The sequence below is a fragment of the Sphingobium boeckii genome, assembly GCF_014199215.1.
GTDB lineage: Bacteria > Pseudomonadota > Alphaproteobacteria > Sphingomonadales > Sphingomonadaceae > Sphingobium_A > Sphingobium_A boeckii.
Genome location: NZ_JACIJC010000003.1, coordinates 199,762 through 224,779, shown reverse-complemented (window position 1 = coordinate 224,779; position 25,018 = coordinate 199,762). Strand labels below are relative to the sequence as shown.

Genomic DNA, 25,018 nt, shown 5'->3' with positions numbered 1-25,018 from the left:
CCTTGCCGGCGTCCCTGTGATCCAGCGCGTTCGCCTCAAGGCTGAAGCGCCAGGGAAATCAGCGCGACATGGGTTGCCAAAGCGCAAGTCGCCGCGAACAGGATTTCCTTATAGTTCAGATAATGCGTCATCATTCTATCTCCAAAACCGCCCCGTCGTCGATCGACCGGATCAGGTGATTGTTGAATTAGGCCGTCGCGATTGGCGGGCAATGGCGATTACGTTACCCGTCGACAGCGCCGGTTTAGCCGCGGAAAACCGCGGATTTTGCGGTTCGCGCTTCGTGAATGGGCAGGCGTTTGCGTGAAACGGCTGCGGCGGCTCCTGCTGGAATTCTGGGCCATGGTGATGGTGGCTGGCGTGGTCGGCTTTCTCGGTCCCTTCGGCACCTATCTCGGAGGCGCTTTCCTCTCGCGATTCGCAACATGGGGAATCTTTTTCGGGGGCGCCTATCTTCTGGTTCGCCCCACGATTCAATTATTGCGCTGGATCGCGAAGGTGACCGGTCTTCCCAAGGGGGCTCTGGTATTCTGGGGCGTCATGCTGACCAGCCTTCCCATGGCCTTGATCTGGCGCTTGATGGGGGGCGAAGAGGTGCGTTTGCTGGGCGGATATCCCGGTATGCTTCCCTTCACCGTGCTGAGCGCGCTCGCGATCATGGCGGTGGTGTCCTGGGCCGAACGGGCGGACGCGCATTTGCTGCATTATTACGATGCCAGCCGCATTGGACAGTTCGGGTCCGGATATCCCGTCTACCCGGTGGCCGGGCAGGGCGAGGGGCGGTCATCGACCTTGACGGCGGACCCAGAGACCAAATCGCTGCGACCGCGCCTCCATCAGCGGCTCAGTCCGGCCTTTATCGGCGATATTCTCGCGCTTGAAAGCGAAGACCATTATGTCCGCGTCCATGGTGCCGATCGGAGCGAGCTGGTCTTTCTGAGGCTGCGCGATGCCATCGCCGAAATGGAGGGGCGTCCGGGCGCGCAGACGCATCGCAGTTGGTGGGTGGCGCAGGATGCCGTGGCGGAGGTGATCGGCAATGGTCGTCACAGGGAGGTGCGGCTGGTCAACGGCCTGCGGTCTCCGGTCGCGCGCGATTCGGTGGACAGGCTCAGACGGGCTGGTTTCCTGCCCGATTAAGGCATGATGACATGAGACGGACGCGTCGTTGCGAGAAGCGCGGCGACGCGGCAATCCACGGTGGCATCAACCGCTCCGGATGGCTTCGCTACGCTCGCAATCAGGGTGGTGGATCGACCCGAAGGCAAGCCGTGCGCCGTGCGGTCCAGGCCATGGCGCTGTTTCGACGCGGGCTGATGCCTCATCGCGAAAACAGAAAGCGCTGGAGACGTCACAGTGCGCGATCGTCTCCAGCACCGATCTTCTTATTTCTTGGCTGGCACCTTCGCCAGATCGGCATCGATCTTGGCCAGCACGTCGTCGGTCAGCGTCTCAGCGGAATATTGCTGAAGAGTCTTCAGCGTCATGCCGCGCGCCATGTCGATCTGCTCGTTGCTGATCATGGCCGCGATATATTTGTTGAGCACGGCTTTGGTGTCCGGATTATCAAGCAGCGTGCCGAGATCGGTTTCGCCGGTGGTGTAAGCCGGCGTGGCAGGTGCCGTCGCAGCAGCGGGCGCTGCCTGCGCGAACGCCGCGACGGGCGAAACGGCCACCAGAGCGGCGGCGAAATATTTCACATAACGCATCAGAATATCCTCATCCCATGGGTCTCGATTGTTCCGTTCGAATTGGGCTTCGAACGCCATACGCCTAAACGCACTGATCAGTTCTATAATGGTCTCCAGCCGCGATGCCACGAAAAAAGTGAACGGCTTTCCGCCGCAACGATCCCGTGGCTGCGGGATACATACCGCAACCCTGTTTTCGCATGAGCTGACTGAACACGCCGTTTCAAGGCATGTTTCCGGCCCGCCCGTGCGCCGCTATTCCGCCCGGCTTCCCTTAAGTTTAGCGGTCCCGAACAGCCCCATTTTCACCTTGCCCGCCAGCACGTCGCCCTCGATCGCAATGTCGTATTTCAGGGTGATTTTCATGGGTTTGGTCACTTTCAGATCGAATTTGATCTGATTGCCAAGCGCAATGCCGGTGAATTCGGCCGTGCCGTCGGGGCTGCTGGTGTATCCGGTCACGGCGTCGCCCTCGATATCGAAATGCAGCTTCATCGTTTGCGGCCCCATCGGCGTGGACATGACGCAATCCCAATCGCCTGCCGGGCTCGATGGTGGCGCTGCCTCCGTCGCTGATCCATCGGCGTGGACCTCGCTTTCGGTGCTTTCGGCTTCCAGCGCCGCGGCATCCGCGCCACCGGGCAGCATCGCGGCCGCCATGGGGGGCAGCCCTTCGCCATGGCTGCCGATGTGCACCTCCTTTTCGGCCACGGCCTTGGCGGCAGCAGCAGCGGCGGCGGCATCCGATTTCACCTGTCGCTGGGCCGCGCGGGAGATATCCTTGCCTTCCATAAGCTGCAGGATCTTGGACGGCGTCAGCGGGAGATCAAGGCACCGCGCGTTGAAGGGCGAAAGTGCATCGGCAATGGCATTGACCAGGGTCGGCGGGCCGATGATGCACCCGCCTTCGCCCACGCCGCGAAATCCGCCTTCCGCCTGGGAGGGTGTGTTGGCATGGACGAATTCGAAATCCGGGACGTCCGAAATCGCGGGCAGCATATAATCCTTGAAGGTCACGGTGGTGGGATTGCCGCGATCGTCATAGCCGAATTCTTCCAGCAACACCGTGCCGATGGCCTGCGCCAGCCCACCCGAAATCTGGCCCTCGACGATTGCGGGATTGATCATCACCCCGCAATCCTCGCTGGACACCCATCGCTTGATCTTCACGAAACCCGTCTCGGCATCGATCTCCACGATGCAGGCATGAGCGGCGCTGGTGAAGGTCATCGGCGGCGGATTGTAGCGATATTGCGCCTCCAATCCCGATTCCATGCCGGGTGGAAGGCGGTCGGGCTCGCCATAAGCGATCTCCGCGATCTGGCGCAGGCTGCGCGTCATTTCCTCGGCCCCCCGCACCCGGACCATGCCGCCTTCGATCGTGACATCGTCGGGATTGGCGTTGAGCAGATGCGCCGCCACCTTCTTGATCTTGTCCCGCAGCAACCCCGCCGCCTTGATGGACGCGCCGCCGCCGATGACGCCCTGGCGGCTGCCCGCCGCGCCCGGGCTAAAGCCACCGCGCGAGCTGTCGCCCTCATGCACGGTCACGTCTTCAAAGGGCACGCCGAGTTCTTCGGCGAAGATCTGCGCCATGGTGGTCTGCGTGCCATGGCCTTGCGAATGCGTGCTCATGATCGCTGTGACCTTGCCGGTCGGCTCGATCTGCACATGCGCCAGTTCGCCCGTCATCACGTTGATGCTGCCCGCCGCACCGGTCGGCTCGATATAGGTGGCAAAGCCGATGCCCAGATAGCGGCCTTCCTTGCGGGCGGCTTCCTGCTCGATGCGAAAGGCGGCCACGTCGACTACTTCGAGCAGCTTGTCGAGGCATTCCATCGGGCTGATATCGTCGATCGGAATGCCCATGGATGCCACCATCGGCTGATCGGCTCTGGTGATCAAATTGCGCCGGCGGATTTCGATCGGATCGATTCCGATCTTGCGGGCGGCCTCGTCCAGCAGCACTTCGCGCGCCAGCGTCTCGATCGCCCAGGGGCCGCGATAGGCCGCAAGCCCGGCGGTATTGGAGAACCATCCCTGCGTCTGAAAGCTGAATTCGGGTATCTTATAGGCCGACCAGAGGAACATCACGACCGCGATGTTGCAATCCGCGCCATGCGGATAGGCACCGTTGTTGAGGTGATAATCGGCGTGGGATGCCAGCAATTTTCCGTCATTGTCGAAGGCGATGCGAAGCGTCATTTCCTGCTCGCGCGCCTGATTGGCACCGGTCAAATTCTCCCAGCGGTCTTCGATCCATTTCAGCGGACGTCCCAGAAGGATGCCCGCCGCGATGACCGCCATCTCTTCCTTCCACGGCTGGTTCTTCAGGCCGAAGGATCCGCCGACATCCTTGGCGATCACGCGGAAATTGGTGTTCGGCAGATTGAACGCCATGCTCAGATTGCGTGCGATCAGATGCGGACTCGCGCAGGTGATATAGACGATGATCTCCTCGCTCCCCTGCGGCGAGACGATCACGCCGCGTGTTTCCATCGGGGATTGGGCGATGCGCTGATGAGTGATGGTGCCGCTGATCAGATGCGGTGCGTCGCGGAGCAGGGCTTCCAGCGGCTCGTTGATCTCGTCCTCGCCCATGGCGGCCGCCACGTTCGAATCCATGCCGGGGTGCACGGGCGCGCCCGTCCTGGCGTCGTCGATCGTGACGACGGGGTCTTCCTCGTCATAGTCGATCTCGATCAGGCTGGTGGCGTCCTCTGCCACATAGCGATCCACGGCGATGACCATGACGACGGGTTCGCCGACATAAGCCACGCGCCCGTCCGCCAGCGGCGTGATGGCGATCTCGGCCGGCGCGAGAAAGAAACTCAGCATGTCGATCTTGAGTGCCGAAAGGTCGGCCGCGGTGAGGATCGCATGGACGCCCGGCATCGCGCGCGCTGCGGCGGTGTCGAAGGACAGGATCCGCCCGCGCGCAATGGGGCTGCGCAGAAAGGCGACGTGCAACATGCCCGCCACGACGACATCGTCCACGAAGGTGCCGCGTCCCGTCAGCAGGCGGTGATCTTCCTTGCGCGGCACTCGCTGGCCAATGAAGCGGGCGGCGTTGATGGTCGGGTTCATACGTCTTCTCCCGCCAGCGCGCGCGCGGCTTTCCTGATGCCCTGATAGCCCGTGCAGCGGCAGATATGGCCGGACATCGCACCGAGCAGCGTCTCCGCGCCGGGCTTCTTTTCGTCGCTGGTGAGAGCGGCCAGGGTCATCACGATTCCTGGTGTGCAGAAACCGCATTGCAGGCCATGCGCGTCGCGCAAAGCCTGCTGCACGGGATGGAGCGTTCCGTCCGGCGCGGCCAGGCCTTCGACGGTCGTTACTGCAGCGCCATCCGCCTGCACGGCCAGCATCAGGCACGATCGCACCGCGCGCCCGTCCACGATCACGGTGCACGCACCGCATACGCCATGTTCGCAACCGACGTGAACGCCGGTATAGCCCGCGTCGATGCGCAGGAAATCGCTCAGCGTGCGGCGTCCTTCGACCGTGGCCGAACGCGTCTGCCCATTTACCGTCAATTCGATCCGATGGTCGCTCATGCTGCCTGCCTTATGCCGAGCGCTTCGCTCAGCGTTCGCGTGAAAATGCGTTGACCGACCGTGCGGCGATAATCGGCCGTCGCATGGTGATCGTCGAACGGATCGGTTTCGGCGATCGCCAGTTCCGCGATCAATGCCGGCTGGAGCGAGTCCGGAGACTGGCCGATCAGGGCGTCCTCGGCGCGCCGGGCCTTGATGGGGGTCGCCCCCATGCCGAACCAAGCGAGGCTGGCGCGCGCGATCTTGCCGCTTTCGAGGACGATCGAACCGATCAGCCCGACCAGAGCGAAATCGCCCGGTCGCAAGGCCACTTCCCGAAAGAGCGGCACCGAATCCGCAGGCCAGTCCGGCACGTCGATCGCGGTCAGCAACTCATCGGGCTCGATCACGGTGGCATAGGGGCCGAGATAGAATTCGTCCGCGGGCACCGTGCGCACGCCGCGGACCGAACGCAGCTCCAGCGTTGCGCCCAGCGCCACAGCGGCCGCCGGTGATTCCGCGGCGGGTTCCCCAAAGGCGATCGAGCCGCCGATGGTGCCGCGGTTGCGGGTCTGATGATGCCCGACATGGCGGAGCGCCTGGACCAGCAGCGGCAGGCGGCTTTGCAACGTCGCATCGGCGATCGCATCATTCTGCGTGGTCATCGGCCCGATCCGCGTCGCTTCCGCGATGCGGGTCACGCCGCGCAAGGCGGTGATGCGGCTGAGATCGACCAGGATGAACGGCTGGCTCATCCGCAGCGCCAGCAGCGGCATGAGCGTCTGTCCTCCCGCGATCACGGTCGCGCCGCCGCCGGCTTCCGCCAATATGGCACAGGCCTCTTCGATCGTGTCAGGCCGCATATAGTCAAAGGGCGCAGGTTTCATGGCCGGCGTCCGCCGGCCAGCCGCGCCAGCACGGCGTCATCCAGCATCACTATAGGCGCAGCGCTGCGCCGACCGAATTCGAAGCCCGCCGCGGCGACGATGATGACGAGCAGCCCGATCGCCAGCCCCATCCAGTCGGAGCCGTTGCCGCCGTCTCCGCGACCCACCAGGAAGCCGGTTAAGGCGGCCACCGCGAGCGCGAGGATCCAGGCGATCGGCAGCCCACGCTGGTCGCGGGGCGCGAAGGCCGGGGCAGGGCGTAACTCCGTCACGCCAGCCGCATTCGTGGGCTGCGTTTCCGACACGTCTGCTTTCGCGCCGGTGATCACTTCTTCGAACTTGCGGAAGAATTTGGCGGCGAGCTGCTTGGCCGTAGCGTCGATGATCGGGCCACCCAATTGGGCAAGGCGGCCGCCCACCTGCGCTTCGACCGTGTAGCTCAAAATGGTGGCACCATTGTCATCCGCCAGGGCAACCTTGGCATTGCCCTTGGCCGATCCCGCCATGCCGCCGCTGCCTTCGCCGACGATCGTATAGCCTTGCGGCGGATTGAGATCGGTGAGCGTGACGGCACCGGTGAAGCGGGCGCCGATGGGGCCGATCTTGATTTCCACCGTCGCCTTGAAGCGTTCCGCGCCATCCTGTTCGAGCGACTGGCAGCCGGGGATACATTGCCGCAGCACTTGCGGGTCGTTCAGCGCACGCCACACATCTTCGCGGCTTGCGGCAATCCTCTGTTTTCCGGCCATTTCCATCGCTTACTCTCCTATTGTCTCATGGCGACGCGCAGCCGTTCAGGCCGCGAGCGTCACCCTGTTTGATATGCCGGACCCGCGTGCCGCAGGGGCCGCCGGGGGGTAGTTCCTTTCACGAACGATGATCGCAGTGGCGTTATCTTCACATCTCATGAATATCCCAACCCGATATCGTGACGATCCTGGCCTTTTCGCGGGTTTCTGTCCCGGTCGATCGCCCTTGCTGATGCGTAAATCGGGCCATCAGGTCCAATCCCCTCCCGGATTCTTGTGTCTCTCGTTCACGGTAAACCGTGCAAAACTGGCCTAGCCGATTGCGCCGGACGGATTAAGGCGGCGGTTGCTAACGCTTGTAAGAGGATATAGCCCGGTTTGGAAAGATGTGGCCGGACCAATTTCGGATCATCAGACGAGAGCGATGCTGGAGCGATGCAATTATGACGACCGAAGTGACGATTCCCGAGGCGACGCTGGCGCACATTCAGGAGCGGGAGGGCGCGATCCTGGGCCATCCGCCCCGCATGGCAGCGCTGGATCGGGAATCGGTCGCGGAGCAGGTCCAAGCTACCACGAAAAAGCTTCGCGGCGCGATGTATGCCGATGCGCCGCCGTTGCCGCTGGAGATAATCCCCGAAATCATGTTCGTCTTGTGCAAGCATCAGGCCTTGTGGGACGCTGTGATGGCGCTTTCGATGGAGCTTTTCCAGAATGGCACGTTGCCGGTGCGCGATTGTGAACTCGCCGTGTTACGCACGGGATGGCTTCTGGGGGCACCCTATGAGTTTGGCGAACATGTGGCGCGTGCAAAAAAGGCAGGGGTGACCGCGCAGGAGATTGATCGGCTCGTGGAAGAGGGATCGGCCTGGGATGGCTGGAGCGTGCATGACCGCGCGATCCTGAAGGCGAGCGAGGAATTGCGCGCTGATGTGATGATCACCGACGAGACCTGGGCGGTGCTGGCGCAGAGCTATACCGAAGATCAGCTTTTCGAATTGTGCGTGCTGGTCGGTCAGTTCACCAATGTGGCCTATTTTCAGAATGCACTGAGATTGCGCCTTGAGCCACGCAACCCCGGCCTCTCGGCGCGTTGATCCGATAGACACGATTTGGTTTAGATATCAGACAAGGAGACAAAGACATGGATACTGTGGAAGCGCGCCTGGCGGCTATGGAGCAGCAAATCCGGTATCTGAGCGATCGCCAGGCGATCGAGGATGTCGTTCACAGCCATGCCCGTGGCCATGACCGCTTTGATTCCGATCTGATGACCGCCTGTTATCATCCGGACGGAATTGACGAACACGGAAGCTGGGCAGTGAATGCAGGGCCGGACTATGCGGATTGGGCCAATAAAGCGCATGATGGCGGATCGATCATGTCTATGCACAATATCACGACGCACACGTGCGAGATCGATGGCGACGAGGCCCATGCCGAAAGCTATGTGATCGGTGCGATGCTCAACAAGGACGGAGAGACCTGCCGGTTTCTCAACGGCCGCTATCTTGACCGGCTCGAAAAGCGGGATGGCGTCTGGCGGATCGCGCTTCGCCGCTGCACGGTGGACGTGGTGCTGAAGGGCGATTCTTCGATCATGAAGACCGAAGCCTTCCAGCGCTTCGGGATGATCAAGGGCACGAGAGACTCATCCGATCCTTCCTATAATCGCCCGCTGACGATGGACGATCCGGTCGATCGCTGGTGACCGGCCGGGCGGTGATCGATGGTGCCAGGCCCGATCAACCCGTGCGCCTTTACAAGAAGGTCGCGCGCCAGATCATCGAAGACATTCAGGCCGGCAAATATGCGGTGGGCGATCGGTTGCCGGCGGAACGCGATCTCGCCGCAACGCACGGCGTCAGCCGGCCGGCGATCCGGGAGGCGATATTGGCGCTCGAAGTGAGCGGTCTGGTCGAAGTCCGGATCGGATCGGGTGCCTATGTCGTGCGTGTTCCCGGCGACGATGCTGCCGAGCCGCAATTTGCGATCAGCGCTTTCGAGGCGATCGAGGCCCGGCTGTTGATCGATAGCGAGGCGGCCGCGCTTGCGGCCCTGCAAATCACCGATGGCGAGATTGCCGAGCTGGACCATCTGGTAAGCGTGATGGCCGCGGGCAATCAGCGGGGTGGCAGCGCCGAAGAAGCGGAGTCCGCGTTCAGCCTGGTGATCGCACGGGCCACGAGAAATGCCGCGATTGAAATGATGCACGCCGAACTCTGGAAACTGCGTTCCTCTTCGCCCGATTGCGCGCTGATCATGAAAAAGGCGCGATCGGCCAATATCCGGCCGGTGATCGAAGAATATAGCGCTATCGTGACGGCGCTGCGGGAGCGCAATCCCGCCAAGGCCCGCGAAGCCACGCGCGTGCATCTGACGGCGGTTATCGATCATCTCCTCTTCGCCATCGAAGAGGAGGCGGTCGCAGCCGCCAGGCAGTCGGTGCAGACGACCCGCAAGCGCTACGCCCAGATCGTCAGCCTTTAATCCCGAGCCGATCCGCCAATCGCAAGGCAGGGCACATGGCCCCGCCCTGCGACGCGGGTCACATGCCTTTGCTCGTTGCAGCAGACGGCGCGCCTGCCTGAGCGCCTGCCGGGCCAGCCGCCGCCTGCTTCGCCATGGCGCGCAGATAATAGCGGATGTCCTCAAGCTGCTGGTCGGTCACCTGCGGAAATGCCGGCATTCCGTTCAGCTTGAGTGCGCCATCCTTCACGATCGCCTTCATGGCATTTTGGTCCATGATCATCGGCGAATAGCGAAGATCCGGTGCGGCACCCCCGCCGATGGCATTCATGCCATGGCAGACGATGCACGCGTTCATCGCAAAGGCCATGCCGCCAGCCTGCGCCTTGGCCGCGTCAGGCCGGAAATCGGGATCGTCGACAGGCACGCGATCGGTCATGGTATAGCGCGGGAGCGGATCCTTGCCGCCGATGGCAAAGGTCAACACCTGGCGCGGAAGCGCATAATCGGTGCGGAACGCCGCATTGCCGGAGGCGAGAATGCCGCCCCCCTGCGATCCGCTGCCCGTCAGGACCGTGATATATTGCTTGCCCTTGACCCGATATGAAATCGGCGGCGCCACGATGGGTGAGGCGGTTTTATACGACCACACCTGTTTCCCGGTCTTTGCATCGTAAGCCACCAACTGGCCATCGATCCGGCCCTGGAAGATCAGATCGCCAGCCGTCGCCAGAACGCCGCCAGGCCATACGCCGGGCAATTCGATTTGCCAGGCGGCCTTTTGCTTGATCGGATCCCAGGCTTTGAGGAAGCTGCGACGGCTGCCCTTCAGCGGCGCGTCTGCCACGAGCATGGCACCCATGCCCGAGCCGATGCCGGTCATGCCCGCCGGGGCAGGGCCGATCAGCGCCCCCATCTCGATCACTGGAATATAGACCAGGCCGGTGCGCGGGCTATAGGCTTGGGGCAGCCAGCTATGCGCGCCCTGGGGGCCGGGCCACAATTCGAACATGCCGGGGCGATCCTGATAGCGGATGCCGGGATTTTCCACCGGGCGTCCGGTCTTCATGTCGATGCGATCCGCCCATGTGGCCTTGGCGAATTTTTCGGCCGACAGGAGCTCGCCGGTCTTGCGGTCTATCACGTAGAAAAAGCCGTTCTTGGGCGCTTGCATCAGCACCTGGCGCAGCTTGCCGTCGATCGTGATGTCCGCCAGCGTCATGTCCATTGTGGCGGTGCAATCCCAGCCTTCCTGTGGGCAGACCTGATAATGCCAGACATAGGCACCCGTATCGGCATTGACCGCCACGATCGAGGCGAGGAACAGATTGTCGCCGCCGCCCGGACTGCGCAATTTGGGGTTATAGGGAAAGCCGTTGCCCACGCCGATATACATCAGATTGAGCTTGGGATCGTAGCTGAAGGAATTCCATGCGGTGCCGCCGCCGCCCTTGCCAAACCAATCGCCCTTCCAGGTCGGCCGGCTGACCTGTTCGGCCTTGGTATCGGCGGGCTTGGATGGATCGCCCGGCACCGTGTAGAAACGCCACAGGCGCTTTCCGGTCATCGCGTCATAAGCGGTGACATAGCCGCGGATCGGGCTGATATCGGCGCCGCCGTGCCCGATGATCAGCTTGCCGCCGAAGATGCGGGGCGGGCCATTGGTATTGCGCATCTCGTCAAGGCTGTATTCGCGCTGCTCCCATACCGGCTTGCCATTATTGGCATCGAGCGCGATGACACGGCCATCGGTAGTCACCAGAAAAACCCGGCCTTTCCAATAAGCGATGCCCTTATTGCCGTAGTTCATCTGGAGCGGGCCTTTGGCCAACTCGCGCGTCTTGGCATCAAACTCCCACAGCAGCTTGCCCGTCACGGCATCGAAACCGCGGATATATGAATTGCCTGTGGTCGTGAACAATTTGCCATCGGCGGCGACAGGAGCAGAGACCGTAAATCCGGGCTCGAGATCAAAATGCCAGGCGAGCGAAAGCTGGCCGATATTCTCGGCAGTCACCTCGTTCAGGGGGCTGTAATGCTGCTCGCTGCCGGTGCGGCCATAATTGGGCCAGTCGCCGTCTTCGACGCTCGTATCGCTGTCAGTGATGCTCGGTGTCAGATTGCACGCGGCAACCGGCAGGAGTAGCGCCGCCAGAAGAAGCACCGGAAAATTAGTCAGTTTTTTCATCGCCTCGATCACGTCACGCCTCCCCGCGTTGGTCTGCCATGTCATCGTCCGCCCTTGTCAATCTCATGCGGCGATGATTATCTACCAACCATTCAGTAACACCGCTTATGCCTAAGGAAAGTGTATGAACGTGTCCAGCCGCATTCGCGTTCGCGAAGATCCGGTCGTCCGCCGCGCGCAGATCATCGAAGAAGGCATCCGGCTGATCGGCCTGCATGGCTATAACGGCTTCACGGTGCAGGCGCTGGCCACCCGCTGCGGCATATCGAATGCCGGTCTGCTCTATTATTTTGGTTCCAAGGATGCGCTGCTGTTGGCGTTTCTGGCCGAGCTGGAGCGGCAGGATCGCGAATTGCTGGAGCCGCTGGTCGCGCGTGCGATCGGGCGGGGGGATGCGCCATCCTCGCGGACGGTGGTGATCGCTCTGCTTCGCACCGTGGCGTCCCGATTCACCGAAAGCCCCGCTCTTGGTCGCTTCGCGGTGATGCTGCAGTGCGAATCGATCGATCCCTCGCATCCCGCGCATGACTGGTTTCTCAGCCGGGAGACCATGGCATTCGACATGTTCGTCTCGCTGGTCACCGGGCTGACACCCGATCCGCAATCCACCGCGCGGCAGCTTGTCGCCTTGATGAACGGCCTCGCGCAGCAATGGCTCCGGGCTGATCGGCCGTTCGATCTGGAGATCGAGTGGGAAAAGGCGGTCACTGCGATCCTGCCGGCGCTGTTCGAGGATGAGTCGGACAGCAACCGGATTTGAGCGCGCCGCTGCCGATGCCTTTGCTGCGATGGGCATGATAAGCGCGTCCTATCCCGCGCGTTTCACCGAGCGCGCGGTCACCAGCGGCAGATCGGCGATGGTCACAAGCCCCGGCTTGGCGGCGACAACCGCTTTGATGGCGTTCACAGGCGGATTGGCGGTGTGCGCGTCGAAATCATTGCGGTCTTCGGGATATTCAAGTTCGTAACGCAGCTTGACGTTGGGGATGCCGCGCACCTCCATCACATAGCCTTCGGTGATCGGCCAATCGGGTTCCATAGACTGGCCCAGGCGCCACAAGAGGCCGATCTCGATGAGCGGACGCCCCTCGAAAATGCCCTGCCACAGGCATTTGATGCCGCAGACCATGCCCTTGGGGATGTCCATATAGCCGAGGTGCAGATCCTGGGTGGCGGTGCCGAATTCGGTGGTGAAACGGACCTCCTCCAGCGTGACCGACAGGGCGTCCGCCATCATCTCCACCGCATCCTGAAAAACCAGTTGCCGCGATTTAGCGGCGTCGGCGATTCCCGGCGCATCGGGCGGCCCGCCAAAGCCCAGGGCGCGCCAGGTTTCGGCCGATTCATAGGAAGTCGAATCCGCGGCTTCATGGATCGTTATCCGCTCGATCTGCCGGCAGGCCGCCGCCGCGGTGAGCGCCATGGCGCTGGCCTGGCCCGGATTGACGCCCGATCCATAAAGCGAGGCACCGCCGCGCATGGCCGCGTCGATCAGCCGCTTTTGCTCGTCCTCGCCATAAGAGCGACCTGTGATGAAATTGGCGGTCGAGATCACATTGATGCCCGCCTCCAGCAGCCGGACCATATCATCCACGCTCCAGATAAGCGGCATATAAAGCACGACATCGGGGGCCAGGCGGAGGATATGCTCGATATCATTGGTGGCGTTGATGCCGAGGGGCGGCAGGTTGCAAAGCGTGCCGATATCCTGCCCCGCCTTGTCCGCGCTCCACACATGGCATCCCACCAGCTCTAGATCGGGCTGCGCGAGCACCCCGCGCACGGCGGCGCGGGCCACCCCGCCGCTCGTCCACTGCACAACCCGTATCGCCATGGTCTCTCTCCTTATTGGTCTGACCGATTCTATTTTATTATGCGTTCATCGCTAGCACGATTGGTAATGCCATTGCATTAGCGAAGATCGGGACGCACACCGATGGGCAACATTAGTATATCCGGCTTCCAAGCTGGAGTTGCAGTGAATTGGGAGATTTCAGGATGCAGGACAGGCCACCCGTCATATTGGTCACCGGTGCCAGCCGCGGCGCTGGTCGGGGGGTCGCGATCGGCTTGGGCAGTCATGGCTGCACGGTCTATGTGACCGGTCGCTCCGAAAAAGCCGGCGACACCAGCCTGCCGGGCACCATCTATGAAACGGCGGAGGCGGTGACGGCCGCGGGCGGCAAAGGCATCGCGGTCCGCTGCGATCATGCCAAGGATGACGATGTCGAAGCGCTGTTTGATCAGATCCGGCGTGAACAGGGGCGGCTCGATCTTTTGGTGAACAATGCGGCCGCCATTTATGACGAGCTCACCGCCGCGGGCAATTTCTGGGAAAAGCCGCTCAAGCTGGCCGATATCATCAACGTCGGGATTCGCAGCTCCTATGTGGCAAGCTGGTTTGCGGCCCCGTTGATGGTGGAGCAGGGCAAGGGGCTGATCGTCTTCACATCGGGTTCCGGTGCCGTCCATTATGTCTATGGCCCGGGCTATGGCGCTCACAAGGCCGGGGTGGACAAGCTCGCGGCGGATATGGCGGTCGATTTCAGGGGGACCGGCGTGAACACGCTGTCGGTCTGGATGGGTGCGTTGCTCACCGATCGGCTCAAGATGGTCATCGCATCCGATGTTGAGAAATATGGCTATCTGAACGACAGCGCCGAGACGCCCGAATTTACCGGCCACATCATCTGGGCCGCGCTCAATGATCCCGATATCGCGGCGCTCTCGGGCCAGACTCTGATCGGCGCGGAGATGGCGGTGACTTACGGATTGCTCGACGAGGGCGGTCGGCAGCCACCATCCTACCGGGACACCGCAGGCGTGGAGCCTCGGGTCCAATATCCCCGGATCATCCGCTGACCTGCTAGCGGCGCGGTCACGGCTTCGCAGCCCATCGCACACACCCGTCCTTTCCGGGCAGTCTGCGCGGGGGTGCCACTCCGGCTGCGCGCTACTTTAGGTCGATCCGACCGGTCATTGCGAGCGTAGCGAACCCATCCAGAGCGGTTTCGCCAGCTTGGATTGCCGCGTCGCTGCGCTCCTCGCAATGACGGAGCCATGTAATGGCATCACGCTCTAGGCGGGCGATCGCGCGGATGACCGACTGGCGAGCAGTTCGGCCAAGGCGGACGATGTTGAATCGGTTTTCCATAAGCTGCCGGCGCTAACAGGGGAAATCGGATGCAGTCTTTTCTGGTCAACGACATGATGATGGGGCGCCGGTCGTTCATGGCCGGCAGTGCCGCCCTGGCAGGAAGCGCGGCGCTGGCGGCAAATCCGGGGCGGGCGGCGGCCCCGGCCTTGAAAGGCGGCAACGGTATCGTGACGCCGCGCAAAGGCGGGCTGGATTTCCAGGATCCGTGGGACAATCTGTATATGTTCGGCAAGATCTGGTCGGGCTATGACGCGCCGGTTGTCGGTGCGTTTCACGGGATCATGTTTGCCCGTTTCCCGCAGCAGCGGATGGTGCCCTGTTTCAACTTCGTCGGCATCGGCGTGATGCAGGCGATGATCGACAAGGATGGCTATCTCCGCATGAAATCCCGCGAGGTGGGGCTGTTTACCGATTTGCGGACGGGCGACGTGCTGGAAACCTGGGACAATCCGTTTACCGGCGAAAAGAACGAGGTCTATCATTTCTACAATGTCGGCGGCGGCGGCCGGATCGGGCCGGAGATTCCGCAATTCGTGATCCCCGGCAATCCCGATACGCCCACGCGCATGAACGAAGGCTCGGTGTTTCCCGATGAAAACGGCAAATACCCCTTCATCCTGCCGTTCGAACAATATGGCGCAGATGATATGCTGCTGGCCTGGGACTATACCCATTATCACAAGAACCCGGTGACGCCGGCTGGCTGGCCCAAATCCTCCACCGGCGATTATGTGAGCCCGGCCGAGCATTTCACCTTCCGGGTGTCTCGCGACGAGCTGGAAGATCGCTCTCTGCCCGCGGTCCGCATGTATTCCGGCTTCTCGCGGTCTTCGCAATTCTGGCCGTTCATGCAGATGGGGGGCACACCCTATGCGGATGGCGTGCTGTCTGGCCGGCTCCATAGCCACAAGGGATTGAAGGGGTATGACGAGGTGCCGCGAAAGGCGCTCGACTATCTCGAGAAACATGCACCGGAATATCTGACGATCCACGACGGCTGGCCCACGTCCAGCCCGCGCCTCGACACCTGGACCGTCTATTCACAGGATATCGAGCCTGAGACGGCGGGCTATGCCTGGACGCCCTCAGATCCGGCCCTGCGCCCACTCACCGGCAAGGGGCGCGTTCGCCCATAGGATATGAAGTGGGTGGCACGAGGCCACCGCACTCAATCGATGGATTCGCCGTTTTGCGGGCCGGGATAGCGCGAAAGCCAATAGGCATATTGCTCGGGCAGCAAGGACGAGGATTTCGGCAGGTCCAACGCGCGCGCCGTGCGAAAGGGATAATGCGGATCGGCGAGATGGCCCCGGCCCACCATGACGATATCGAGCTGATCCTCGGCGATCGCACGTTCGGCATCGGCGGGGTCGTCCATGCCCCAGGCGGTGGCCACCGGGATGCCGCCTTCGCGCCGGACGCGTTCCGCGATCGGCACCATGAACGCAGGCGTCCAGGGAATATTCGCCGTCATGGTCGAAAAGCCCATGCTGACGCTCAGAAGATCGAGGCCAGTCTCACGGAATTTGCGCGTGAGCGCAATCGCCTCGTCCAGGGTTTCCTCGTCGCGACCATCGAATTCGATCACGCCGAACCGCGCGGTCAGCGGCAGATGCTCCGGCCAGATGGCGCGCACCGCCTGCAGCGTTTCGATCAGGAAACGACCGCGGTGTTCTGCATCGCCACCATATGCGTCGGTGCGGTGATTGGCGTGAACCGAGAAGAAGCTTTGCGCGAGATAGCCGTGCGCGAAATGCAGCTCCAGCCACTCGAACCCGGCATCGCGCGCGCGGATCGCTGCCGAGACGAAATCGGCCTTCACGCGGGCGATGTCGGCCGGCGTCATTTCAGCGGGGATCTGTGGCAGATTGGCACCGAAGGCGATCGCGGAGGGCGAGAGGGTTGGCCAGCCGCGCGGATCGCCATCAGCCATATGGTCGTCGCCTTCCCACGGCCTGTTGGCGCTCGCCTTGCGACCGGCATGGCCGATCTGAATTCCAGGGACAGCGCCAGCGCTTTTGATGGCGGCGGCCACGCGGGCCATGCCTTCGGCCTGCATGTCGTTCCAGAGGCCGGTACAGCCCGGCGTGATGCGCCCTTCCGGCGAAACGGCGGTCGCCTCCACGATCACCAGCCCGGCACCGCCGCGCGCCATCCCCAGATAATGGGGAAGATGCCAATCCGTGATGGCACCATCGACGGCGCTATATTGGCACATGGGAGGCACCGCGATGCGATTGCGCAGGGTGATACTTTTCAACGTGAAGGGCGTGAACAAGGCTGGCATGAAGGATCTCGATTCAACAGGATTTTGAAAAGCGGTCGGCGCGGTCGGTCGTCAGGAATAGGCTCCGGCCGAATAGGTCAGTTCGTAGCTGTGGCTGTAGATTTCGAGGATGTTGCCGAAAGGATCCTCCATATAGACCATCCGATACGGCTTTTCGCCCGGAAAATATTCGCGCACGGGCATCCGCTGCTTGCCGCCGGCCGCCACGATTTTGGCGGCCAGACCCTCGACATCAGGATCCTGCACGCAAAAGTGGAAGATGCCCGATTTCCAATATTCGAAATTATTCTCGCGTTTTTCGGCGTTGCGGAACTGGAACATCTCGACGCCGACCCGATCCGCAGTCGACATATGGGCGATCCGGAACGATGCCCAGCCCGGCCCGAAGACATCCGAACACATCACGCCGATTGCGCTGTCATCCTCCTCGATCAGTGTTGGCGGCATGATCAGATACCAGCCGAGCACCTCTGTGTAGAAGGAGACGGCGGCGTCCAGATCGGTGACCGACAGGCCGATATGGGAAAAGCTGCGCGGATAGGGCGATGACATGGCTGGGATCCTTCCAAAATATAGCGTGACGCTACCCCCGGAATGCTATAAGATAAAGGCGATGAAAATTATCAGATATATAAAATTCTGTTATGATTAATCCGCAATGGATCCGGTCCTTCGGCGTGCTGGCCGAACTCGGCAGCTTCACACGCGCGGCCGATCAACTGGGTGTGACCCAGGCGGCGGTAAGCCAGCATATCCGGCAGCTCGAACAGCGTCTCGGCTTGCTCCTGATCCGGCGATCGCGCGGGATCGAACTGACGCCGGCCGGCCGCGCGCTGCTCGATTACGGCACCGAAATTGATCAGGCGGATCGGCGGCTGAGAGCGCGTCTGGATGGAGCGGATGCCAAGGGCGGCGAGGTTGGGATCATTACGCCCGGCAGCCTCGGCCTGCTGCTTTATCCGCTGCTGCTCGATTTGCAGGAAGCCGATCGCGGGTTGGTGATCCGGCACCGCTTCGCGCCCGACCATGAGGTGCTCGACGCGATTTTGAAAACGCGCTTCGAACTGGGCATCGTCACCCTCAAGCCGGACGATCCGCGGATCACGGCCAGTCCGTTCACGCGGGAACCGCTCGAACTCGTCGTGCCTGCGGGCGAGGAAGTCAAACATTGGAGCGATCTGGAAAGGCTGGGATTCATTGACCATCCCGACGGGCAAGCGATGGCCATTCGCCTGTTGAGCCTTCGTTTTCCGCGCAATCCGGGCGTGCGCAGTCTGCCGATCCGCGGATTTACGAATCAGGTGGGGCTCATATTGGCACCGGTCGCGCGCGGCTTCGGTTTCACCGTGATACCCCGCTATGCGCGGCTGGCCTTTGCACAGCCTGACGCCATCCGAGTCGTTGATGGGGAGCACCCGATCGTCGACACGCTCTGGCTGATACACCGTGCCGAATGGCCGCTATCCGCCCATGCCGAACATGTGGTCGCCCGATTGCGCGGCTTGATCGCTGGAGACGGCGGGGCATTACTCTGAAGCGCTGCCGACCGATGTTCGAGGATCACGACGGCGGCGCGGCTCGGGGCATCGCCGCGATCAATTCGGCCATGTCGAAATAATCCCGCCAGGCGATGATCCGTCCATCATCATCAAGCTCGAAAATGCCGGCGGCGCGGACCTCTGTCCATCCCATGCCGGGAAAGCGGAAGCGATCGCGACGTTCGGTCATCACGATATTTCCGGATCCGGCGATTGCTGAAATCTGCCAGTCGATTTCTGCCGCCAGCAGGAATGGATCGAGCAGCGCCATCGCGGCCTCTCGCCCATAAGCCGGGGGCAGGGGGATGCCGGCGCACACCACATCTTCGTGCAAGGCCGCCCTGATCGCGGTCCGGTCGCGCTGGTTCCAAGCCTGGATGAAGGCCTGGATGATCGCGATCGGGTTCATCGGATCGCTCAAAGCGTGACCGCGATCTTGCCGAGATGCGCGCCGGTCAGTTGATAGCGAAAGGCTTCGGCGAGCTGGTCGATCGCGAACGCCCGATCGATGATGGGGTGGATCGCATGGGTTTCGACGAAGGAGACCAGATTGCGCAATTGGGATACGCTGCCCACTGCCATGCCGTTCACCCGGATATGGTGCATGACCACATCGCGCAGCGGCAGTTCGGGCGCGCCATTGGCGGTGCTGCCGACGACCATGATCCGCCCGCCCATGCGGCAGGCCGTCACCGATTGCGCGAAGGAGGATTGGCCGCCGATCTCGATGACCAGATCGGCCCCGATGCCCTTGGTGAGCGCACGGACGGCCTTGCCCCAAGCGGGATCGGTCCGGTAATTGATGCCTTGGTCCGCGCCCAGCGCGGCAAGGCGCTTCAATTTCTCGTCCGATGAGGATGTCACGATCGCGGTCAGGCCAAGCGCCTTTGCGATCTGCAGCGCATAGACCGAGAGACCGCCCGATCCGGGCAGCAGGACCGTATCCCCCGCCGCAAGGTCGCCTTCCACGACCAGGGCGCGCCATGCGGTCAGCCCGGCGCAGGGCAGGGTGGCTGCCTCGGCAAAGCTCCAGCCTTTTGGCATCGGCGTGAGCGAATGCGCCGGGATGACGACATGTTCGGCGGCAAAGCCGTCCGTGGTCTCGCCCGATATCCGGGCATTGTTGAGGTCGGTGGGGATGCCGTCCACCCAATCGGGAAAGAACGCGCCCATCACGCGGTCTCCCACCGCGAAACCCGTAACATGCGCGCCCAGCGCCACGATCTCACCTGCGCCATCGGACATGGGGACGCGCCCCGCGGGAACGGGAATAAACCCGCCCACCACCAGATAATCGTGAAAATTGAGCGAGGTCGCCCGCACGCGCATCAGCACGTCATCGGGGCCGGGCTGCGGGATCGGGACATGGCTCAACGCCATCGTGTCGAGCGTGGGCTGATCAGGCAGGCGGATGACGCGCGATATGTCTCCGGTCATGCAACGATCTCCCCGCTGGTATCGCGTTTCACCGCGCTCGCCATGCCATCGAGATGGCTGGCGCCGCCCAGGATGCGCGTGAAATTGGGCATTCCGGTATGCGCGATCCCGCCGCCATCCACGACCAGATTATGGCCGTTGATATAGCTCGCGTCGGGCGAGGCGAGGAAGGCGATAGCGGCGGCGACCTCCGCCGGCTCGGCCGGGCGTCCCATCGGCAGGCCATCCGTCCAGGCGGCCATGATCTCCGCATTGCCCGTCAATCCTTCCGCCAGCGGCGTGCGGGTGAGGCCCGGACTGACGACATTGACGCGGACCTGCGGGGCATGATCGAGCGCCATCGCGCGGGTGAGATTGATCACCGCGGCCTTGGCGGCATTATAGGCGGCGAAGCCATAGTCTCCGGCGATCCCGGCGACCGAGGCGACATTCACGATGCAGCCCTGCCGCGCTGCGAGGAAGGGCATCGCGGTGCGGCTGGCCCACATCACGGCTTCCACATCGATCGTCATCACCTCGCGCCAATGTGCCAGATCGATGTCGGTCACGCGCCCGAAGGATCCGATGCCGGCATTGTTCACCAAGATGTCGAGCCCGCCGCACCGGGCGACGGTCGCCGCGATCATCGCCTCAATCTCGGCGGTCTGCATCATATCCACCCGAAGCCCGATGATCCGATCGCTCTGCAGCGCATCGGACAAAGCCTCGATCGCCTCCGGGCGGACATCGGCCACCACCACGGCCGCCCCATCCGCATGGAGCCTGCGCACCGTCGCTTCGCCAATGCCTGATGCACCGCCAGTCACGATCGCGACCTTGCCGTTCAATCGTCCCGTCATCGCGCCGTATAACCCCCGTCCACCGTGAGCAGCGCGCCATTGATGAACGATGCGCGATCGGACAGCAGCCAGCAAGCCGCCTCCGCCACTTCTTCGGGTCGCCCGAAGCGTCCGATCGAATGGCGCTCCACCATCGGCGCGACCTGCGCCTCGAACGCAGGATTGCCAAAGAGGCTCTCCACCATGGGCGTGATGATGAGGCCGGGCAGGACGGCATTCACGCGCACCCCCGTATGTCGGGTTTCGCAGGCCGCGGCGCGCGTGAGGCCGACGACCCCGTGCTTGGCCGCCACATAGTCGCTCGCAAAGGGTGCGCCGATGATGCCGTCGCCCGATGACATGTTCACGATCGCGCCGCCCGTGCCCTTCATCGCGCGCATCTGATGCTTCATGCAGAGGAACACGCCGGTCAGATTGATGTCCATCATCCGGCTCCAGTCGCTGATCTCGAGATCCGGCACGAGCTTGTTGGCCATCTGGATGCCGGCATTGTTGAAAGCGCCATCCAGCGTTCCGAAACGGGCGACGATCTCGGTCACCGCGGTTTCGATATCGGATTCCTGCGATACATCCGTCGGCCAGGCGGCGGCTTTCAGGCCGGCCTCTTCGATCTGGGCGACGGCGGATCCGGCTGCTTCCTCATCCCGGTCGAGCACGCAGACCTGCGCGCCTTCCTGCGCAAACAATATCGCTGCGGCGCGGCCGATGCCCGATCCGCCGCCCGTGACGATCACCACCTTGCCGGCGAGCAATCCCGCCTGAGCGGTCATTCGCCCCAGGCTCCGTCCATATAGGTGGAGTTCCACACGTCAGTGATCCGGCCATCGGTCACGCGGAACACCTCGATCCCGCAGAGACCCCAGCCGGGAATCTTGCCGGTGGCGTTCCACACGGTGGTCACATGGGTGTCGTCACCGGAGAACACGACATCGGTGAAGATCGGGCGCAACTCTTCATATTGGCTCGATATCCTCGCGATCTGCTCTTCATGGCTGAGGCGGGTGACGCCATTGGCATCGTGGCGAACGATCGGATCGGCGCAATAGGTGCGCACCAGTTCGGCCTGGCCCTCATTCCAGATCGTGCGCAGATAGAGGTCCACGATTTCCAGCGCGGTATTGGCCATGGTCATGTGTCCTTTCGCACGAGATGGATCGTCTGGGGCACAGTGAATTCGAGCAGCCCTTCGAGGCCATTTTCCACGCCGAGACCCGATTGCTTGTGTCCGGCAAAGGCGGCGAAGGGGGTCAGTCCCTGCGCGGAATTGATCCAGACGGTGCCGGTTTCGAGCCGTGCCGCTATCTCCGCGGCATGATCGTGGTTGGACGACCAGACCGATCCGCCAAGGCCATATTCGCAGGCATTGGCGCGCGCCACGGCATCGTCCACATCGCTGTAGCGCAGCAGGGGCAGGACCGGCCCGAAGGCTTCCTCCTGCACCACGCGCGCGCTTTCGGGCGGATTGTCCACGATGGTGATGGGCACGAAATAGCCGGCTTCATCCGGCACATCGCCACCGGCAAGGAAGCGATGCCCCGCATCCTGCGAATCCTTGATCAGCCCTTTGACGCGCTCATATTGCGCGCGGTTCTGCACGGGGCCGAGGCGGGTGCCTTGCTCTGCGCCATCGCCCAGCTTCACATCCGCGGCGATCTTGGCGAGCGCGGCAGACAGTCGATCGTAAAGCGAGTCATGCACATAGATGCGCTTGGCCGCGACGCACACCTGTCCGCTATTCGCAAATGCCGCCCAGAAGAGTGGTTCGGCGATTGCATCCACATCGGCATCGGGCAGCACGATCGCTGCATCGTTGCCGCCCAGTTCCAGCGTCAGGCGCTTGAGATTGGCGGCGGCACTCGCCATCACGCGGCGGCCGGTGGCGGTGGAGCCGGTGAAGGAAATCTTGTCGATGCCCGGATGCTCGGTCATCCACGGGCCGAGCGCATCGCCACCGCAGACGATGTTGAGCACACCGGGCGGAAGGATAGGGCGTAGCAATTCGCCCAGCCGCAATATGGAGAGCGGCGTGAAGGGAGAGGGTTTCAGCACGAGCGTATTGCCTGCGAGCAGGGCAGGGCCGATCTTCCAGATCGCAAGCAGCACGGGGAAATTCCACGGCACGATCGCACCGACCACGCCGAGCGGCACATGTCTGGTCACGCTGCGCTGGCCGGGCATGGCGTCGTTTACAGTCTCGGGCAGTATCTGCTCTGCGACCACGCCGATCCACCATGCCGCCGCCTGGATCTCCCCCAGCGCGTCGCCGTGCGTCTTGCCCTGCTCCGATGTGAGGATCGCCTTGAGTTCCTCGGCATTGTCCATCAACACCCCGGCGATGGCGCGGAGCGCGGCCTGACGATCGGCATAGGGCGTGGCCTTCCACGCGGGGAAAGCCCTTCGCGCCGCGGTGACGGCCGCCTCCAATTGGTCGCGCGAGCAATCCGGAGCCTGGGCCACGACCTGCTCGGTGGCGGGATTGAGCACGGGGATCGTCTGGCTGGTCGGTGCCGCCTGTCCGTCGATCGTCATCAGATAGGATTGGGTCATCGGATCAATGTCTTTCGGTGAGAATGGAGAGCGCGCCCTGATCCAGCACATGCGAAACGTGGCGATCAAGCATGGTGAGGAACATCCTGTCCCCGCGCTCGGTGCGCTGCACGAGCATGGCGGCACCCACGGCCACGTTGATTCCGGCGAAGGTGAAGTGCCGGTAATCCGCGGCGAGCTCGTCGGGCGCGTAATCGGAAATGCCGAGGCGGCGGAGTTCATCGTGATAGGCGGTGATCAGAATAGGTTCGATCGCCAGCCGCTCCGCGCGCGAAAAAGCGCCGCCGATGAGATAGGCTATATCCACCGCATTCGATCCCAGCGCCGCCGATTGCCAATCGACCACCACCAGCCGGTCCGCATCGAACAGCATGTTATCCGGACGGAAGTCATTGTGGGTGACGCAGCGGGGGCGGGCGAGGGGGCGGCTATACGCCTCAAAATGTTCGGTGAGCGCATCGCAGACACGGCGCTGATCATCGGTCAGATGATCGGCATAGCGATCGCGAAAACCCGGCCAGGTCGCGCGCAGCACATCCGGACTGTAGAAGGGCTGGGCAAGAGGACCACTGTCCAGCCACGCCAGTTCGGGGCCTTCGCCTTCGCCCCAGAAAGCGGCATGAAGCCGGGCGGCCTGCTGCACCGCGCGGATGGCATTGACCTCGCTCAGTCCCTTGAACTGATCGCCGGGGGCTGCGGGCGCGAGATCCTCCAGCAACAAGGCGAAGGCACCATCCTCATCCATTTCCGCACCGAAATAGGCGGGCGTGGCAATCCCCGCGCGTGCGGCGAGATCATGATAGAAGCGCACTTCGCGTTCATAGAGCGACCAGGCTGAGGCGACCTGAAGCGAGGTGGGATCGGTCGATGCGAATTTGCCGATCAGCGTGCGTGGTCCAGCGCGTCCATCCGGCGCATAATCGATCGTGAAGCGGGCGGTCTCACCGATCTGGCCGGTGCCGACCGGCTCGGCGCGGACGTCGGCCACCTCATAGGCATGACCGGCGCGAGCCAGCATGGCTTGGATCCAATCGCTCCGAACATCTTGCGGGCGGGGTATCTTGCCCGGGCGGACCAGCGCGGGCGGGACGATCGGCATCACCTTTCCTTCCTCTCTCGCCTGCTCGTTGCGGCAGGTCGTCCATCATGAATGCTGTCCGGGTGGGCCGAAGTCCAATCGGCCTTTCCGGCGAAACCATAGACGGCCCCGATGAATGAGGCTGGGGAAACGATTGGTCTTTGCCGATGTTGCGCAGCATTTTCATCCGCCAAGGGATCGGAGAATGGTGATGACGAACGAATCCAGGCAGCGTGACGCGATGGCAATTCTGGCCGCGATCGGCACCGGCTCCATCCCGCTGCATTATTTCACGGCCGATGCGCGCTGGTGGTGGAATGGCGGTCTCGATCTGACAGTGCCGGAATTTCTGGACATTCTCGCGCAACTGCACGGGCAGATGACCGATGGCGTGCAGGTGATCCCAGGCCTTGTTCTCGCGCAGGGCGATCATCTGATGATCGAGGCAACGTCAGACAGTCCGCTCAAAGACGGGCGGCGCTATAACAATCGCTATATCTTCCTCTTCCGCTTTGCGGGTGGCCGGGTGGGAGAGGTGCGCGAATATAGCGATTCCGCGCACGTTCTCGCCACGTTCGAGCTTTGAGCGATCGGCTCCCTCAAGCAAGGGCTGGA

At 62.7% G+C, this 25,018-nt stretch carries 25 protein-coding genes; 9 read left to right on the top strand and 16 right to left on the bottom strand.

Translation table 11 applies throughout. From position 1 onward, the window contains the following. Positions 1 to 303: 303 nt before the first annotated feature. Positions 304 to 1,140, top strand: a complete 837-nt coding sequence (locus tag FHS49_RS09595; RefSeq protein WP_343052952.1) for a LytTR family DNA-binding domain-containing protein — start codon at positions 304 to 306, stop codon at positions 1,138 to 1,140. Positions 1,141 to 1,385: 245 nt separating this feature from the next. Here the strand turns inward: FHS49_RS09595 and FHS49_RS09590 are convergent, their stop codons facing one another. The 5 genes from FHS49_RS09590 to FHS49_RS09570 all read right to left on the bottom strand — a co-directional run bounded on the left by FHS49_RS09590 (position 1,386) and on the right by FHS49_RS09570 (position 6,869). Beyond that, a complete protein-coding gene (locus FHS49_RS09590) occupies positions 1,386 to 1,709 on the bottom strand; it encodes a hypothetical protein (RefSeq protein ID WP_184017831.1) in 324 nt (107 codons plus the stop codon). 237 nt (positions 1,710 to 1,946) lie between these two features. Next, positions 1,947 to 4,778, bottom strand: a complete 2,832-nt coding sequence (locus tag FHS49_RS09585; protein ID WP_184017828.1) for a xanthine dehydrogenase family protein molybdopterin-binding subunit — start codon at positions 4,776 to 4,778, stop codon at positions 1,947 to 1,949. Further along, positions 4,775 to 5,248, bottom strand: coding sequence for a (2Fe-2S)-binding protein (locus FHS49_RS09580; protein ID WP_184017826.1), 474 nt, complete (start codon positions 5,246 to 5,248; stop codon positions 4,775 to 4,777). Before FHS49_RS09580 ends, FHS49_RS09585 begins: the two co-directional genes overlap by 4 nt. Continuing rightward, the gene (locus tag FHS49_RS09575; protein WP_184017824.1) at positions 5,245 to 6,114 is read right to left on the bottom strand and encodes an FAD binding domain-containing protein; all 870 of its coding nucleotides are present in this window, start codon (positions 6,112 to 6,114) and stop codon (positions 5,245 to 5,247) included. Before FHS49_RS09575 ends, FHS49_RS09580 begins: the two co-directional genes overlap by 4 nt. Continuing rightward, entirely contained in the window at positions 6,111 to 6,869 is a 759-nt protein-coding gene (locus FHS49_RS09570) for an SRPBCC family protein (RefSeq protein WP_184017822.1), read from the bottom strand. The genes FHS49_RS09575 and FHS49_RS09570 overlap by 4 nt, the downstream gene beginning before the upstream one ends. A gap of 437 nt (positions 6,870 to 7,306) precedes the next feature. Between FHS49_RS09570 and FHS49_RS09565 the strand changes: the two genes are divergently transcribed. From FHS49_RS09565 to FHS49_RS09555, 3 genes are read left to right on the top strand one after another with little or no spacing between them, the layout of a single operon-like run. After that, complete coding sequence (locus FHS49_RS09565) at positions 7,307 to 7,960, top strand: carboxymuconolactone decarboxylase family protein (RefSeq protein ID WP_184017820.1); 654 nt, start codon at positions 7,307 to 7,309, stop codon at positions 7,958 to 7,960. Between the two features lie 47 nt (positions 7,961 to 8,007). Beyond that, entirely contained in the window at positions 8,008 to 8,574 is a 567-nt protein-coding gene (locus tag FHS49_RS09560; RefSeq protein ID WP_184017818.1) for a nuclear transport factor 2 family protein, read from the top strand. After that, on the top strand, positions 8,571 to 9,353 hold the full coding sequence (locus FHS49_RS09555; RefSeq protein WP_343052951.1) for a FadR/GntR family transcriptional regulator: 783 nt from the start codon (positions 8,571 to 8,573) through the stop codon (positions 9,351 to 9,353). Before FHS49_RS09560 ends, FHS49_RS09555 begins: the two co-directional genes overlap by 4 nt. A 58-nt stretch (positions 9,354 to 9,411) precedes the next feature. On the opposite strand, the gene FHS49_RS09550 is transcribed toward FHS49_RS09555, so the two are convergent. Continuing rightward, positions 9,412 to 11,565, bottom strand: a complete 2,154-nt coding sequence (locus FHS49_RS09550; RefSeq protein ID WP_246350544.1) for a PQQ-dependent dehydrogenase, methanol/ethanol family — start codon at positions 11,563 to 11,565, stop codon at positions 9,412 to 9,414. Between the two features lie 79 nt (positions 11,566 to 11,644). Here FHS49_RS09550 and FHS49_RS09545 point away from each other — a divergent pair, with 79 nt between their 5' ends. Further along, positions 11,645 to 12,280 carry a TetR/AcrR family transcriptional regulator gene (locus FHS49_RS09545; RefSeq protein WP_184017815.1) on the top strand — a complete coding sequence of 212 codons (636 nt, stop codon included), beginning with the start codon at positions 11,645 to 11,647 and terminating at the stop codon, positions 12,278 to 12,280. Positions 12,281 to 12,328: 48 nt separating this feature from the next. Here the strand turns inward: FHS49_RS09545 and FHS49_RS09540 are convergent, their stop codons facing one another. After that, on the bottom strand, positions 12,329 to 13,354 hold the full coding sequence (locus FHS49_RS09540) for an NAD(P)H-dependent amine dehydrogenase family protein (RefSeq protein WP_184017813.1): 1,026 nt from the start codon (positions 13,352 to 13,354) through the stop codon (positions 12,329 to 12,331). Positions 13,355 to 13,518: 164 nt separating this feature from the next. Between FHS49_RS09540 and FHS49_RS09535 the strand changes: the two genes are divergently transcribed. Together FHS49_RS09535 and FHS49_RS09530 are read left to right on the top strand one after the other, a co-directional pair. Continuing rightward, the gene (locus tag FHS49_RS09535) at positions 13,519 to 14,382 is read left to right on the top strand and encodes an SDR family NAD(P)-dependent oxidoreductase (protein WP_184017811.1); all 864 of its coding nucleotides are present in this window, start codon (positions 13,519 to 13,521) and stop codon (positions 14,380 to 14,382) included. Positions 14,383 to 14,703: 321 nt separating this feature from the next. After that, positions 14,704 to 15,813 carry a DUF1838 family protein gene (locus FHS49_RS09530; RefSeq protein WP_184017809.1) on the top strand — a complete coding sequence of 370 codons (1,110 nt, stop codon included), beginning with the start codon at positions 14,704 to 14,706 and terminating at the stop codon, positions 15,811 to 15,813. Between the two features lie 32 nt (positions 15,814 to 15,845). Here the strand turns inward: FHS49_RS09530 and FHS49_RS09525 are convergent, their stop codons facing one another. Both FHS49_RS09525 and FHS49_RS09520 read right to left on the bottom strand, forming a co-directional pair. Continuing rightward, positions 15,846 to 16,964 carry an NADH:flavin oxidoreductase/NADH oxidase gene (locus FHS49_RS09525; RefSeq protein WP_184017807.1) on the bottom strand — a complete coding sequence of 373 codons (1,119 nt, stop codon included), beginning with the start codon at positions 16,962 to 16,964 and terminating at the stop codon, positions 15,846 to 15,848. Positions 16,965 to 17,015: 51 nt separating this feature from the next. Beyond that, positions 17,016 to 17,516 carry a lactoylglutathione lyase family protein gene (locus FHS49_RS09520; RefSeq protein WP_184017805.1) on the bottom strand — a complete coding sequence of 167 codons (501 nt, stop codon included), beginning with the start codon at positions 17,514 to 17,516 and terminating at the stop codon, positions 17,016 to 17,018. Between the two features lie 92 nt (positions 17,517 to 17,608). On the opposite strand from FHS49_RS09520, the gene FHS49_RS09515 reads away from it, so the two are divergent. Further along, positions 17,609 to 18,499, top strand: a complete 891-nt coding sequence (locus FHS49_RS09515) for a LysR family transcriptional regulator (RefSeq protein ID WP_184017802.1) — start codon at positions 17,609 to 17,611, stop codon at positions 18,497 to 18,499. A 25-nt stretch (positions 18,500 to 18,524) separates the two neighbouring features. Here FHS49_RS09515 and FHS49_RS09510 read toward each other — a convergent pair whose 3' ends face one another. Genes FHS49_RS09510 through FHS49_RS09480 form a run of 7 tightly spaced genes read right to left on the bottom strand, consistent with a single transcriptional unit; the run spans position 18,525 to position 24,424 of the window. After that, entirely contained in the window at positions 18,525 to 18,911 is a 387-nt protein-coding gene (locus tag FHS49_RS09510) for a limonene-1,2-epoxide hydrolase family protein (RefSeq protein WP_184017800.1), read from the bottom strand. 8 nt (positions 18,912 to 18,919) lie between these two features. Continuing rightward, the gene (locus tag FHS49_RS09505; RefSeq protein WP_184017797.1) at positions 18,920 to 19,939 is read right to left on the bottom strand and encodes a zinc-dependent alcohol dehydrogenase family protein; all 1,020 of its coding nucleotides are present in this window, start codon (positions 19,937 to 19,939) and stop codon (positions 18,920 to 18,922) included. Next, positions 19,936 to 20,778, bottom strand: coding sequence for a meso-2,3-butanediol dehydrogenase (gene budC / locus FHS49_RS09500; protein WP_184017795.1), 843 nt, complete (start codon positions 20,776 to 20,778; stop codon positions 19,936 to 19,938). Before budC ends, FHS49_RS09505 begins: the two co-directional genes overlap by 4 nt. Beyond that, positions 20,775 to 21,548 (bottom strand): SDR family NAD(P)-dependent oxidoreductase, encoded by a 774-nt coding sequence (locus FHS49_RS09495; RefSeq protein WP_184017793.1) that lies wholly within the window; start codon positions 21,546 to 21,548, stop codon positions 20,775 to 20,777. Before FHS49_RS09495 ends, budC begins: the two co-directional genes overlap by 4 nt. Then, on the bottom strand, positions 21,545 to 21,904 hold the full coding sequence (locus FHS49_RS09490; protein WP_184017791.1) for a nuclear transport factor 2 family protein: 360 nt from the start codon (positions 21,902 to 21,904) through the stop codon (positions 21,545 to 21,547). The genes FHS49_RS09495 and FHS49_RS09490 overlap by 4 nt, the downstream gene beginning before the upstream one ends. A gap of 2 nt (positions 21,905 to 21,906) precedes the next feature. Next, positions 21,907 to 23,325, bottom strand: coding sequence for an aldehyde dehydrogenase family protein (locus FHS49_RS09485; protein ID WP_184017789.1), 1,419 nt, complete (start codon positions 23,323 to 23,325; stop codon positions 21,907 to 21,909). 4 nt (positions 23,326 to 23,329) lie between these two features. Further along, positions 23,330 to 24,424 carry a phosphotransferase gene (locus FHS49_RS09480; protein ID WP_184017787.1) on the bottom strand — a complete coding sequence of 365 codons (1,095 nt, stop codon included), beginning with the start codon at positions 24,422 to 24,424 and terminating at the stop codon, positions 23,330 to 23,332. A 190-nt stretch (positions 24,425 to 24,614) separates the two neighbouring features. On the opposite strand from FHS49_RS09480, the gene FHS49_RS09475 reads away from it, so the two are divergent. Next, positions 24,615 to 24,989, top strand: a complete 375-nt coding sequence (locus FHS49_RS09475) for a nuclear transport factor 2 family protein (protein WP_184017785.1) — start codon at positions 24,615 to 24,617, stop codon at positions 24,987 to 24,989. The last annotated feature ends 29 nt before the right edge of the window (positions 24,990 to 25,018 follow it).